At 69.5% G+C, this 12,285-nt stretch carries 10 protein-coding genes and 1 pseudogene; 2 read left to right on the forward strand and 9 right to left on the reverse strand.

What is annotated here, in order from left to right; translation table 11 throughout:
* The 3 genes and pseudogenes from ABZ833_RS37400 to ABZ833_RS37410 all read right to left on the reverse strand — a co-directional run.
* Nucleotides 1–224 (reverse strand): annotated as a pseudogene (locus ABZ833_RS37400) (hypothetical protein); the annotation flags it as partial.
* Nucleotides 225–405: 181 nt separating this feature from the next.
* On the reverse strand, nucleotides 406–1,668 hold the full coding sequence (hisS, locus tag ABZ833_RS37405) for a histidine--tRNA ligase (protein WP_361056744.1): 1,263 nt from the start codon (nucleotides 1,666–1,668) through the stop codon (nucleotides 406–408).
* Nucleotides 1,669–1,681: 13 nt separating this feature from the next.
* Nucleotides 1,682–2,386, reverse strand: a complete 705-nt coding sequence (locus tag ABZ833_RS37410) for an MBL fold metallo-hydrolase (RefSeq protein WP_160503787.1) — start codon at nucleotides 2,384–2,386, stop codon at nucleotides 1,682–1,684.
* 146 nt (nucleotides 2,387–2,532) lie between these two features.
* On the opposite strand from ABZ833_RS37410, the gene ABZ833_RS37415 reads away from it, so the two are divergent.
* Together ABZ833_RS37415 and ABZ833_RS37420 are read left to right on the forward strand one after the other, a co-directional pair.
* On the forward strand, nucleotides 2,533–3,354 hold the full coding sequence (locus tag ABZ833_RS37415) for a peptidylprolyl isomerase (protein WP_361056748.1): 822 nt from the start codon (nucleotides 2,533–2,535) through the stop codon (nucleotides 3,352–3,354).
* A 133-nt stretch (nucleotides 3,355–3,487) separates the two neighbouring features.
* Nucleotides 3,488–4,720 carry a DUF349 domain-containing protein gene (locus ABZ833_RS37420; protein ID WP_249591112.1) on the forward strand — a complete coding sequence of 411 codons (1,233 nt, stop codon included), beginning with the start codon at nucleotides 3,488–3,490 and terminating at the stop codon, nucleotides 4,718–4,720.
* Nucleotides 4,721–4,857: 137 nt separating this feature from the next.
* Here ABZ833_RS37420 and ABZ833_RS37425 read toward each other — a convergent pair whose 3' ends face one another.
* The 6 genes from ABZ833_RS37425 to secF form a co-directional block, all read right to left on the reverse strand.
* Nucleotides 4,858–6,006, reverse strand: a complete 1,149-nt coding sequence (locus ABZ833_RS37425) for a caspase family protein (RefSeq protein WP_361056752.1) — start codon at nucleotides 6,004–6,006, stop codon at nucleotides 4,858–4,860.
* Nucleotides 5,990–6,400, reverse strand: a complete 411-nt coding sequence (locus tag ABZ833_RS37430; RefSeq protein WP_361056755.1) for a hypothetical protein — start codon at nucleotides 6,398–6,400, stop codon at nucleotides 5,990–5,992. Before ABZ833_RS37430 ends, ABZ833_RS37425 begins: the two co-directional genes overlap by 17 nt.
* Nucleotides 6,397–7,761: a serine/threonine-protein kinase gene (locus tag ABZ833_RS37435; protein WP_361056758.1), complete on the reverse strand. Its 1,365-nt coding sequence runs from the start codon at nucleotides 7,759–7,761 to the stop codon at nucleotides 6,397–6,399. Before ABZ833_RS37435 ends, ABZ833_RS37430 begins: the two co-directional genes overlap by 4 nt.
* 30 nt (nucleotides 7,762–7,791) lie before the next feature.
* Entirely contained in the window at nucleotides 7,792–10,374 is a 2,583-nt protein-coding gene (locus tag ABZ833_RS37440) for a bifunctional (p)ppGpp synthetase/guanosine-3',5'-bis(diphosphate) 3'-pyrophosphohydrolase (RefSeq protein WP_361056761.1), read from the reverse strand.
* Nucleotides 10,375–10,611: 237 nt separating this feature from the next.
* Entirely contained in the window at nucleotides 10,612–11,160 is a 549-nt protein-coding gene (locus tag ABZ833_RS37445; protein WP_361056764.1) for an adenine phosphoribosyltransferase, read from the reverse strand.
* A complete protein-coding gene (gene secF / locus ABZ833_RS37450) occupies nucleotides 11,157–12,284 on the reverse strand; it encodes a protein translocase subunit SecF (RefSeq protein ID WP_361056767.1) in 1,128 nt (375 codons plus the stop codon). The genes ABZ833_RS37445 and secF overlap by 4 nt, the downstream gene beginning before the upstream one ends.
* Between the last annotated feature and the right edge of the window lies 1 nt (nucleotide 12,285).

Here is a 12,285-nt window from a genome sequence, read left to right on the forward strand (position 1 = left end):
ACCACCGGATTGAGGCTGCAGCCCGGCGTGAAGTCCGGGTCCTCAAGGAGCTTGAACTTGTCCAGCGTGATGACCCACGCCGCCAGCAGACCCGCCGCACCCGTGATCACCAGAAGCAGCGCGAACGCACGGCTCCCGCCGACACTGCGTGGCGCGTCCGCGTCCCCTCCCCCGTGATCGTGCTCGGAGGGGAGGCTGTCGCTTGCCGGGGTCGTCTTGCTCATCACGCCGTTCCGTCGCTTGTGGTGGCCTGCGGGCACGGACATTGTGCCGCACGCGGGCGGGTGTCCACCGTTCGATGGACATAAGGAGGTACGGACCGAACGCGCATGGCACTCACCCCGGGACCCTGAACGGGCGGGGCCCGTGTGCGGTGTCGCACCCGGGCCCCGCACCAGGCTTCGGCTAGGCCAGCTTGCCCTTCAGGACGGCCACGATCTCGTCCACCGCGACAGCGTCCTGCTCACCGGACTCCATGTCCTTGAGCTGCACGACGCCTTCGGTGAGATCCCGCTCGCCGGCGACGATCGTGAAGCGCGCGCCGCTGCGGTTGGCGTTCTTCATGGCGCCCTTGAGGCCCTTGCCGCCGTACGAGAAGTCGGCCGCGACGCCCGCCTTGCGCAGCTCCGTCACCTTGGCGAACAGGACCCGCCTGGCCTCGTCGCCGAGCGGCACCGCGAACACGCTGGTCGCCGAGGGCAGTTCGAGCTCCACGCCCTCCGCCTCCAGGGCGAGGACCGTGCGGTCCACGCCGAGTGCCCAGCCGACGGACGGCAGCGCGGGGCCGCCGATCATCTCGGAGAGGCCGTCGTAGCGGCCGCCGCCGCCCACCGCGGACTGCGAGCCGAGGCCGTCGTGGACGAACTCGAAGGTCGTGCGCGTGTAGTAGTCCAGGCCGCGGACCAGCTTCGGGTCGTCCTCGTACGCGACGCCCTCCGTCGTCAGGAGCTCGCGCACCTCCTCGTGGTACGCCTTGCAGGCGTCGCAGAGGTAGTCGCGCAGCATCGGGGCACCGACCAGCTGCTTCTGGACGTCATCGCGCTTGTCGTCCAGGACCCGCAGCGGGTTGATGTCGATACGTCGACGTGTCTCCTCGTCCAGGTCGAGCGCGCGCAGGAAGTCCTGCAGCGCGGCCCGGTAGACGGGGCGGCACTCCTTGTCGCCCAGCGAGTTCAGCAGGATGCGGAACTGGGAGAGGCCGAGCGTGCGGTACGCCTGGTCGGCGAGGATGATCAACTCGGCGTCGACAGCCGGGTCCTCGATACCGATCGCCTCGGCGCCGACCTGCGAGAAGTGGCGGTAGCGGCCCTTCTGCGGGCGCTCGTAGCGGTAGTACGAGCCGGAGTACCAGAGCTTGACCGGGAGGTTGCCCGCCTTGTGCAGGTTGGCCTCAAGGGCCGCGCGCAGCACGGACGCGGTGCCCTCGGGACGCAGGGCGAGCTGGTCGCCGCCCTTGGTCTCGAAGGCGTACATCTCCTTGGAGACGATGTCGGTGGACTCGCCGACGCCGCGCGAGAACAGCTCGACGTTCTCGAAGCCGGGGGTCTCCACATAGCCGTACCCGGAGTTCCGCAGCGGCGCGGCGATCGCCTCGCGCACCGCCAGGTACTTCGCCGAGTCCGGCGGGAGCAGGTCGTAGGTGCCCTTGGGGGCCTTGAAGGTGCTCACGGGTTTTCTCTCGTCACATTCCTCGTCGGGGAGCGTCGGCTCCCAGGCCGGCGGCCACCTGACGCAGATACGGGTTGGTGGCGCGCTCACGGCCGATGGTCGTGTGCTCGTTGTGACCGGGCAGGACCACGGTCGAGTCGTCGAGCGGCAGGCACACGCGCGCCAGCGACTCGAGCATCTCGTCGTGCGATCCGCCGGGCAGGTCGGTGCGTCCGATGGAGCCGGCGAACAGCAGGTCGCCCGAGAAGAACACCGAGGGGACCTCGGCGGACTCGGGGAGCTGGAAGGTCACCGACCCCTTCGTATGCCCCGGCGCGTGCGCGACGGAGAAGTCCAGACCGGCGAGCTTCAGGCGCGCGCCGTCGGCCAGCTCCTTGACGTCGGAGGGCTCCCCCACGGTCAGTTCGCCGAGCAGCTGCGCGCCGAAGGAACGGCCTATGGCCTTCTCCGGGTCGCTCATCATGTACCGGTCGTCGGGGTGGATCCACGCGGGCACGTCATGGGCCCCGCAGACCGGGACGACCGAGGCGACGTGGTCGATGTGGCCGTGGGTGAGGACGACCGCGACGGGCTTGAGCCGATGCTTCTTGAGTGCGTCCTCGACTCCCTCGGCGGCCTGATGGCCCGGGTCGATGATCACGCACTCCTCACCGGCGGCGGGGGCGACCAAGTAGCAATTGGTGCCCCAGGCCCCGGCGGGAAACCCGGCAATGAGCACGATCGTCCTTCGTTCGTCGTCCGGCGGAGGTGACCGCGCAGGATCGCGGCAGATCAGAGCCTACCGGCGCTCCCGATTCCACAGCTAACCCATATACGGTACGGGGCACACAGAAGCGGTCATCCACGCAGAGGAGAGATCACCCGGTGGTCAGCAACGATCAGCGGCGGCGTCAGCTCGCCCGGGAGAAGTTCTTGCGGCAGCAGCAGCGCCGGGAGGCCGCACGGCGCAGGGCGCGGATGCGCAACGCGGTGATCGCCTCGGCGCTCGCGGTGGTGGTGACCGGTGGCGCGGTGTCGTACGCGGCGGGCGCCTTCGACGACGACGGCAAGCCGAAGGACGTGGCGAGCCCGGGCCCCACCAAGAAGCCGGACCCCTGCGAGAAGCCCGCGGGCGGCAAGGTGAAGCCGCTCAGCTTCAAGAAGGAGCCGGCGCTCACGATCGACAAGTCGGCGGACTACGCGATGAAGCTGAGCACCACCTGCGGCGACATCGGCCTCGACCTCTCCGCGGCGAAGGCCCCGCACACGGTCAACTCCTTCAACTTCCTGGTGAACAAGGGCTACCTCGAACACACCAAGTGCCACCGGCTCACCGCGGGCGGCATCTTCGTCCTGCAGTGCGGCGACCCGAAGGGCACCGGCAAGGGCGGGCCCGGCTACTCGATCCCGGACGAGAACCTCAAGGACAAGCGCCTGAAGGGGAACGTGTATCCGGCGGGTACGGTCGCGATGGCCAACCAGTACAGCGCCCAGGAGAAGAAGGGCCGGGACACCGGAGGCAGCCAGTTCTTCCTGGTCTACCAGGACAGTCAGCTGCCGCCCGACTACACACCGTTCGGGACCATTTCCGATTCCGGGATGAAGGTGCTCAAGAAGATCGCCGACGCCGGCGAGAGCACCGGGCAGGGCGACGGCGCCCCGAACGCGACGGTCGTCATCAACAAGGCGACCGTGTCGAAATCCTGACCGCTCGCAGGCAAACTTCGGACGCGCGGGATGCGGACAGCCGCCCCGCGCGTCGCCTATGTTGGCGGTGACGAAACTGTGGACGATGCCGGGGGCCCGAGGCCCTGCACAGGCATCATGTGGAGGAGGCGCTGTGAGCAGCGACCCGTGGGGCCGCGTCGACGAGACGGGGACCGTGTACGTGCGCAAGGCCGACGGCAGTGAGCGCGAAGTCGGTTCGTGGAAAGCGGGATCTCCTGACGAGGCCCTTGCCTACTTCGAGCGCAAGTACGACGGTCTGGTCGTCGAGATCGGACTTCTCGAGCGCCGGGTGAAGACGACCGACCTGTCGGCCAAGGACGCCATGACCGCCATCGACCACCTGCGCGCGCAGGTGGACGAGGCACACGCGGTCGGCGATCTGGACGCCCTGAGCAAGCGCCTGGACAAGCTGGTCGAGACCGTCGACGCGCGCCGTGAGGAGCGCAAGGTCCAGAAGGCCAAGCAGTCGGACGAGGCGAGGCACGCCAAGGAGGCGCTGGTCGTCGAGGCCGAGGAGCTCGCCCAGAGCGAGCAGTGGCGTGCGGCGGGCGAGCGGCTTCGCGCCCTGGTGGACACCTGGAAGGGTCTGCCGCGCCTCGACCGCAAGTCGGACGACGAGCTGTGGCACCGCTTCTCGCATGCCCGCTCGGCGTTCTCCAAGCGCCGCAAGGCCCACTTCGCCTCGCTGGACGCCCAGCGCGAAGAGGCCCGCAAGACCAAGGAGAAGCTGGTCGGCGAGGCCGAGGCGCTCTCCGGCTCGGCGGACTGGGGCCCGACGGCCGCGCGGTACCGCGACCTGATGACCGAGTGGAAGGCCGCGGGCCGCGCACAGCGCGAGCACGAGGACGATCTGTGGAACCGCTTCCGCGGCGCCCAGGACGTGTTCTTCGCGGCGCGCAGCGCGGTCTTCGCGGAGCGGGACGCCGAGCAGACGGAGAACCTGAAGCTGAAGGAGGAGCTGGCCGAGGAGGCCGAGAAGCTCGTCCCGGTGAAGGACCTCAAGTCGGCTCGCGCCGCCTTCCGTACGCTCAACGAGCGCTGGGAGGCCATCGGCCACGTCCCGCGTGACGCGCGGCCGAAGGTCGAGGCCCGGATGCACACGGTGGAGCGGGCTCTTCAGGAGACCGAGGAAGCCGAGTGGCGCCGTACGAACCCTGAGGCGCGCGCTCGGGCCGAGGGCCTGACGGGACAGCTGCAGGCGGCTGTCGACAAGCTGACGGAACAGATCGAGAAGGCGCGCGCGGCGGGCAACAACGCCAAGGCGGACAAGCTCCAGAAGGAGCTCGACGGCCGCCAGGCGCTGCTGGACCAGGCGCTGAAGGGGCTGCACGAGTTCGGTGGCTGAGCAGTTCCTTCTCGGCGACGGCTCGTATGTGATCGCTCGTATGTGACCGCTCGTGTCGAAGGCCCCGGGTACTCCGCTGAGTGCCCGGGGCCTTCGCCGTTCCCGCACCTCGCACGCTCCCGGGCGCGGTCGGTCGGTCACCGCGCGGTCGGCGGTGGCGGCACGTCCTCGTCCAAGCTGTCCAGGGCGTGCCGCAGCACATCGCAGGCCTGGCGGTGGTTGCCTGCCTGCTGCAGCAGCTCGGCCAGCCGGCGGCACACGGTCAGCGCCTCGGGCCCGAACCGCTTGTGGGTCTGCCGGAACGCGGCCTCCAGTGTCTCGATGGCTTCCTTGTCCTGACCCGTCTCCGTGAGCAGTTCGGCCAGCTCCAGATGAACGGCGACGCTCTCGCCCTCCGCCTCCGGCACACGGGCCTGAAGGATCATGCGCAGGATCGGCAGGGCGTCCCGGTTACGCCCCACCGACCGGAGCAGCCTCGCCAGTTGAAGCCCGCTGGCCATGAGGGCCGCCTGGACCTCGATGTCGATGACGGGGCCTGCGGCCGTGGTCCGGGTTGCTCTGGCCCGATTGCGTACCAGCGGCAAGCGCCCGATGTCGTTGACCTGGCTCCGCTGGGGACTCGGGCGGTTCTTGGACCGCAGGCGCGCGTCCAGTTCTCGGAACAAGGTCTCCAGATCAAGGGTGTCCGACGCGTCGGCCACTCCGTCCATCAGCAGCTTCAGGAGCTCGCCCGTGAACGCGGTGTGCCGTTCGCCGTCCGGGGCGAGCGCGGCGTGATCGCGGGGCGACGCGGTGAGCACATAGGCCCCGTCGACCACGGCCTGGGCCGCGAGGTCGCCGGAGGCTCCCAGCGTGCGCGTGGCCCGGCCGCTGAAGCAGCAGTCGAGGATCACGATCTTGCGCCGGGCCGGTGAAGCGCGCAGCGCGGCCCGCAGATGCCGGTACTCGGTGGCCGTGTAGCCCGCCCCTTCGCGCGATCCGGTCAGCGCCAGATACAGGTCGGCGGAATCGCTGTCGCGCAGCCCGTGCCCGCAGTAGTACACGAGAAAGGTGTCCGTGGACTGGCGGCCCAACTCATAGACGGGGTCGAGGAGTTCGGACGGCGTGGCGGGGTCCGGCACGACGGAGCACCGGGCTTGCGGCAGCCCCCACACCGTGACGTCCTGGAGGGCGTCAGCCAGGTCCGCCAGGTTGTTCTCGACGGCCGGAACCTGCAGAAGGTGGCGGTATGCGGAGGTGCCGATGAGGACCGCTGCCGACGCGGTCGGGTCAGGAAGCTCCGGCACTGCCGTCATCCCGACCCTCGGCGAGCAGTTCGGTCAGGCGCCGCACGGTGTCCGGGTCGGCATCATGGACGTCCACCCGGACGTCGCCCCGGTGCAGGGTGACCTTCGGGGCTCCGGGACGCGCGCCGCGCCACTGGGCGATGCCCACCGCGAGCTGGCCGGCTCCCAGGGCGACGCTGACCGTCAGCGAGATCAGGTCCAGCGGGACGCCCATGTGTTCGGGGTCCGGAGCACGCGATGACGCCAGCTCGCCGTGCGTATGCGGCCCTGTCTCCTCGTCGGCCCTGAGCCAGCGCAGCAGCGAGCGCAACTCCTCCTCGACGTCGCCGTCCGTTTCCACCGTGACGCGGATGCTTTGCAACACTCCCCCGTGGGCCGATCCGTGATGCGTCATGAGCCGCCGCCGCTCCATCGAGGGGCTTCCTCCAGGGCTGCCTGTTCGCGCCGGGCCGTGACGGCTCGGGCCGTGCCCTCGGAGACCGTGGCGAACGCCGCCAGCGCCTCGCCGGCCGCGTCAAGCCTCGAGAGGCACACCCCGTGCCAGTAGCGCGCGGCCAAGGTCGTCGGATGCCCCGCCCCCAGCGTGCCGCCGCACACCGAGTGGACGGCCGAGAGCAACTGGACCGCGTCCGCGAGTTCACCGCGCAGGACCAGGCTCACCGCCTCCCGCAACCGCGTCTGTGCGGTCTCCGGGGTCATCGCGCGCAAGATGTGTTCACGCGTCACCCGGCTCAGGGCGATGTCGTACTCGGAAACGGCCTCGCCCGGAACCGGCAGGACGGCCAACTCGGGTACCACGGCCGTGATGGGGTTCCAGGGCCTCGGGTCCGGCTGAGAGTCCGCGGCAGCGTCTTGGTCGGCAAGGCCCGCCAGGGCACGGTCCCGTACACCGCCCGTGGCCACGCTCGCGATCATCGCGTCCGCGTCCGGCGGGCAGTCCAGGCGGGCGATCGTCTCCTCGACCGTGGGCCGTTCGCCGGCCGCGGTCCGTACGAGGTCCATGACGAGCTCGGCCAGGTCCGGCGGGAGACCGGGGACGGCTTCCCTGATGTCCGGCAGGCCCTCGTTCACGATGCGGTACATCGCGGCGAAGGCGGTGTCGCTCTCGAAGGGCGTCTTCCCCGCGAGCATCACGTACAGGCAGGCGCCGACCGAGTAGAGGTCTGCGGCCGGGCCCACAGGAGCGCTCAGTACGGACTCGGGCGGCATGAACTGCGGGGTGCCGATGATATGCCCCGTACGCGTCAGCGTGTTGTCCGAGGTGTCACCGATCAGCAGGGCGGCGATCCCGAAGTCCTGCAGCACCACGCGGCCTTGGCGTGTCAGATGGACGTTGCTCGGCTTGATGTCCCGGTGCAGCACGCCCGCCTCGTGCGCGGCGCGCAGTCCCTCGCACATCCCTGCGGCAATCGCTCGGACCAGCATCGGAGGGAGCGGCCCCTGTTGCGTCAGGGCCTGGAGGTCGAACCCTTCAAGGAGCTCCATGACGATGTACGGCCGGGCCTCGTGCAGTCCGAAGTCGTGCACGGCCACCGCGTTGGGGTGCGAGATACGGGCGAGCGCCCGGGCCTCACGGCGAAAGCGCTCCCCCACGTCGGGCAGACCGCTGCCGCCGTACATGAGTTTGAGGGCCACCCGGCGGTCGAGGCTCTCGTCGAGGGCCTTGTAGACCTCCCCCATGCCACCTCGACCGATGGGATCGAGGATCCGGTACCGACCGCCGATCAATGCGCCGCCGGCCAGCGGTTCACTCATCACGCCCCTCCCGTCCCGCTCCCCCTCAGACTACGGTCTGCGCGCCGACGTCACCCTGTACACGTCATAAACGCCCTCGACTCCCCTGACCGCCTTGAGCACATGGCCCAGGTGCTTGGGGTCGCCCATCTCGAACGTGAAGCGCGAGGTGGCGACCCGGTCGCGGGAGGTCTGGACGGCCGCGGACAGGATGTTCACGTGCTGGTCCGAGAGGATGCGCGTGACGTCCGAGAGCAGCCGCGAGCGGTCCAGGGCCTCGACCTGGATGGCGACCAGGAAGACCGAGGACTGGGTGGGTGCCCACTCGACCTCGAGGATGCGCTCGGGCTCACGGGAGAGTGAGTCGACGTTCACGCAGTCGCTGCGGTGAACCGATACGCCGCTGCCGCGCGTGACGAAGCCGATGATCCCGTCGCCGGGGACAGGCGTGCAGCAGCGGGCCAGCTTGACCCACACGTCCTCGACGCCCTTGACGACGACACCGGGGTCGGCGTTGGCGCGCCGCTTGCTGCGGCTGCGCGAGGGCGGCGTGCTCTCGGCGATGTCCTCGTTGGCGGCCTCCTCGCCGCCGAGCGCCTGGACGAGCTTCTGCACGACGGACTGCGCGGTGACGTGGCCCTCGCCGATCGCCGCGTAGAGGGACGAGATGTCGGGGTAGCGCATCTCGTGCGCGAGCGTGACGAGCGAGTCGCCCGTGAGGATCCGCTGGATCGGCAGGTTCTGCTTGCGCATGGCGCGCGCGATGGCGTCCTTGCCCTGCTCGATGGCCTCGTCGCGGCGCTCCTTGGAGAACCACGCACGGATCTTGTTGCGCGCCCGCGGCGACTTGACGAAGCCGAGCCAGTCGCGGGACGGGCCCGCGCCTGCCGCCTTGGAGGTGAAGACCTCGACCAAGTCGCCGTTGTCCAGGGTCGATTCGAGCGGCACGAGCCGTCCGTTGACCCGCGCTCCTATGGTGCGGTGGCCGACCTCGGTGTGGACCGCGTACGAGAAGTCGACCGGGGTCGCGCCCGCCGGGAGCGCTATGACGTCGCCCTTCGGCGTGAAGACGAAGACTTCGTTGCGCGACAGGTCGAAGCGCAGCGATTCGAGGAACTCGCTGGGGTCCTCGGTCTCCTTCTGCCAGTCAAGGAGCTGACGCAGCCACGCCATGTCGTTCAGGTGGTCGTCCTTGCCACCGGTCTTCTTCGGCACGTCCGTACGCACCTTGGAGGCACCGGCGGACGGCTCCTGCTTGTACTTCCAGTGCGCGGCGATGCCGTACTCGGCGCGGCGGTGCATGTCGAACGTACGGATCTGGAGCTCGACGGGCTTGCCGCTGGGGCCGATGACCGTCGTGTGCAGCGACTGGTACATGTTGAACTTCGGCATCGCGATGTAGTCCTTGAACCGGCCGGGGACCGGGTTCCATCGCGCGTGGACGGTGCCGAGGGCGGCATAACAGTCGCGGACCGTGTCGACGAGGACGCGGATGCCCACCAGGTCGTAGATCTCCGCGAAGTCACGGCCGCGGACGATCATCTTCTGGTAGACGCTGTAGTAGTGCTTCGGGCGCCCGGTGACGGTGGCCTTGATGCGGGCGGCGCGCAGGTCGGCCTGGACCTCGTCGGTCACTATGGCCAGGTACTCGTCGCGCTTGGGGGCGCGCTCGGCGACCAGGCGCACGATCTCGTCGTACATCTTGGGGTAGAGGATCGCGAAGGCGAGGTCCTCCAGCTCCCACTTGATGGTGTTCATGCCCAGGCGGTGGGCCAGGGGCGCGTAGATCTCGAGGGTCTCGCGGGCCTTCTTCTCCTGCTTCTCGCGCTTGAGATAGCGCATCGTGCGCATGTTGTGCAGGCGGTCGGCGAGCTTGATGACCAGGACGCGGGGGTCCTTGGCCATGGCGACGACCATCTTGCGCACGGTCTCGGCCTGCGCGGCCTCGCCGAACTTGACCTTGTCCAGCTTGGTGACGCCGTCGACGAGCAGGGCGACCTGGTCGCCGAAGTCGCGCTTGAGGGTGTCGAGGCCGTACTCGGTGTCCTCGACGGTGTCGTGAAGGAGACCGGCCATGAGCGTGGCCGGGTCCATGCCGAGCTCGGCGAGGATCGTCGTCACGGCGAGCGGATGCGTGATGTACGGGTCGCCGCTCTTGCGCTTCTGGCCGCGGTGCCAGCGCTCGGCGACCTGATAGGCCTTCTCGATCTGGCGCAGCGTCGCCGTCTCGATCTTGGGGTCGTTGCTGCGCACTATCCGCAGCAGCGGCTCCAGGACCGGGTTGTACGGATTCGAGCGCTGGACGCCGAGGCGGGCCAGGCGGGCGCGTACGCGGTTGGACGAGCCGGAGCGCTCGTTCTTGGCCGCCGTGGGGCGGGGCGCGGGGGTCGTGCTGCCGGCGCGCGCCTCGGTGGGGGGCTTGGGGCGCGAAGAATCGGCGGCAGGCTTGTCGCTCTTGGCGCCGGCGCCGGGCGTGCTCGGTGCGGACGTGGTGCTGGGAGGCGTGCTCTCCCGCTTCGCCGGCGTCGCGCCCGCGGCGGGCGGCGCGCTCTTCGCGGGCGCAGCAGCGGACGCCGCGCGCTGGGCCTGCTCTGCGGCCTTGGCGGCGGTGAGTGCCTTGGACTCGTCTGGCAAGAGGCGCTCCCTGTGCGCGATCCGGGTCCCCCGGTCAGGCCCCGAAGAGCCCATGGTATCGATCCTGGACCTTCGGCTCTCCCTCAGCTCGTGAGACAGCGCTTCACGGGAGAAACGCCTGAGGTCTCCACACGGCCGACCCTCGGTCTCTACAGAAGCAACACCTGAGGCGGGCGCCGGATTCCTCCGGGCCCGCCTCGGGGTGTGCGTGGTGGCTGCTCAGACGCCTCAGACGCCTCAGACGGTGAGGAGGGCCTCCAGCGGGGCGCCCTCCAGGGCCGTCTCCAGCTTGCTGCGGCCCCCGAGGAAGCCGAGCTCCATCAGAACCGCCACACCGGCCACCTGAGCGCCCGCACGGCGGATGAGCCGCAGGGACGCCTCGGCGGTGCCGCCGGTCGCCAGGACGTCGTCGACGACCAGGACGCGGTCATCGGCGGCCAGGTCCTCGGCGTGCACCTCGATCTCGGCGCTGCCGTACTCCAGGTCGTACGACTGGCTGAGCGTCGCTCCGGGGAGCTTGCCCGCCTTCCGTACGGGGATGAAGCCGAGCCCGGCGCGCAGGGCGACCGGGGCGCCCAGGATGAAGCCGCGGGCCTCCAGGCCGACGATCTTCGTGGCTCCGTGCCGCACCGCGAGGTCCGCGAGGGCCTCGGTCAGTGCGGCGAAGGCCTCCGGGTCCGCGAGGAGCGGCGTGATGTCCTTGAACATCACCCCGGGCTCGGGGTAATCGGGAACGTCTCGGATGCGGCTGAGCAGCAGCTGAGTCGTTCCGGCGAGCTCGGTCATCGGCGCTTCCCCGACGGACGGCCACGGCCACGGCCCCGCGAGGCCGGCTGCGTGCGCGGGCCGACGACGCCCGCGGGGGCGGCGTCCTGGTCCACGTCGTCCTGCGGCTCGTCGTCCTCGTCCCGCGGGGCGCTCTCCACGGACTCGCCCTTGGCCGCGGCAGCGGCACGCTTGGCGAGGACGCGCTTCTTGAGCGCCTTCATCTGCGGCTCGGTCTCCTTGAGGTCCGCGACGAGCGGCGTGGCGATGAAGATCGAGGAGTACGCACCGGCCGCGAGGCCGACGAACAGCGACAGCGAGATGTCGTTGAGCATGCCCGCGCCCAGGAAGCCGCCGCCGATGAAGAGCAGTCCGGCGACCGGCAGGAGCGCGACGACCGTGGTGTTGATCGAGCGCACCAGGGTGCTGTTGATGCTGCGGTTGGCGACCTCGCTGTAGGTCCACCGGGTCTGCTTGGCGAGGTCCTTCGACTGCTCCTTCAAGCTGTCGAAGACCACCACGGTGTCGTAGAGCGAGTAACCGAGGATCGTCAGGAGACCGATGATCGTGCCCTGGGTGACCTCGAAGCCCACCAGGGCGTACACACCGACGGTGATCGTGATGTCGTGGATCAGGGCGATCAGCGCGGCGAGCGCCATGCGCCACTCGAAGGCGATCGCCAGATAGATCACCACGAGGACCATGAAGATGATCAGGCCCGTCCAGGCCTTCTTGCTGATCTGCTCACCCCAACTGGGGCCCACGAGATCGGCGTTGATGGTGTCGACCTTCAGGTCCATGTCCTTGGCCAGATCAGCCTTGATCTGGTCGGACTTGGCGGTGTCCACACCGGCGACCTGGATGCGCAGACCGCCCGAGCCGAGCTCCTGGACGACCGCGTCGTGGCCGGAGGCCTCTTCCGCGTACTTCTCGGCCTGCGCGACCGAGACGCTGGTCTTCGGGGTGGTGAAGACGGCACCGCCCTCGAACTCGATGCCCATGTTCAGGCCGCGCACCGCAAGGCCGACGATGGCCGTGATGGTGATCAGGATCGAGATGCCGTACCAGATCTTGCGCTTGCCGACGAAGTCGTAGCCGACCTCACCGCGGTAGAGCCTGGCGCCGAGACTGCCGAGCTTCGACATC

Origin of the sequence: Streptomyces sp. NPDC047525 (assembly GCF_040643025.1) — a bacterium.
GTDB lineage: Bacteria > Actinomycetota > Actinomycetes > Streptomycetales > Streptomycetaceae > Streptomyces > Streptomyces durmitorensis.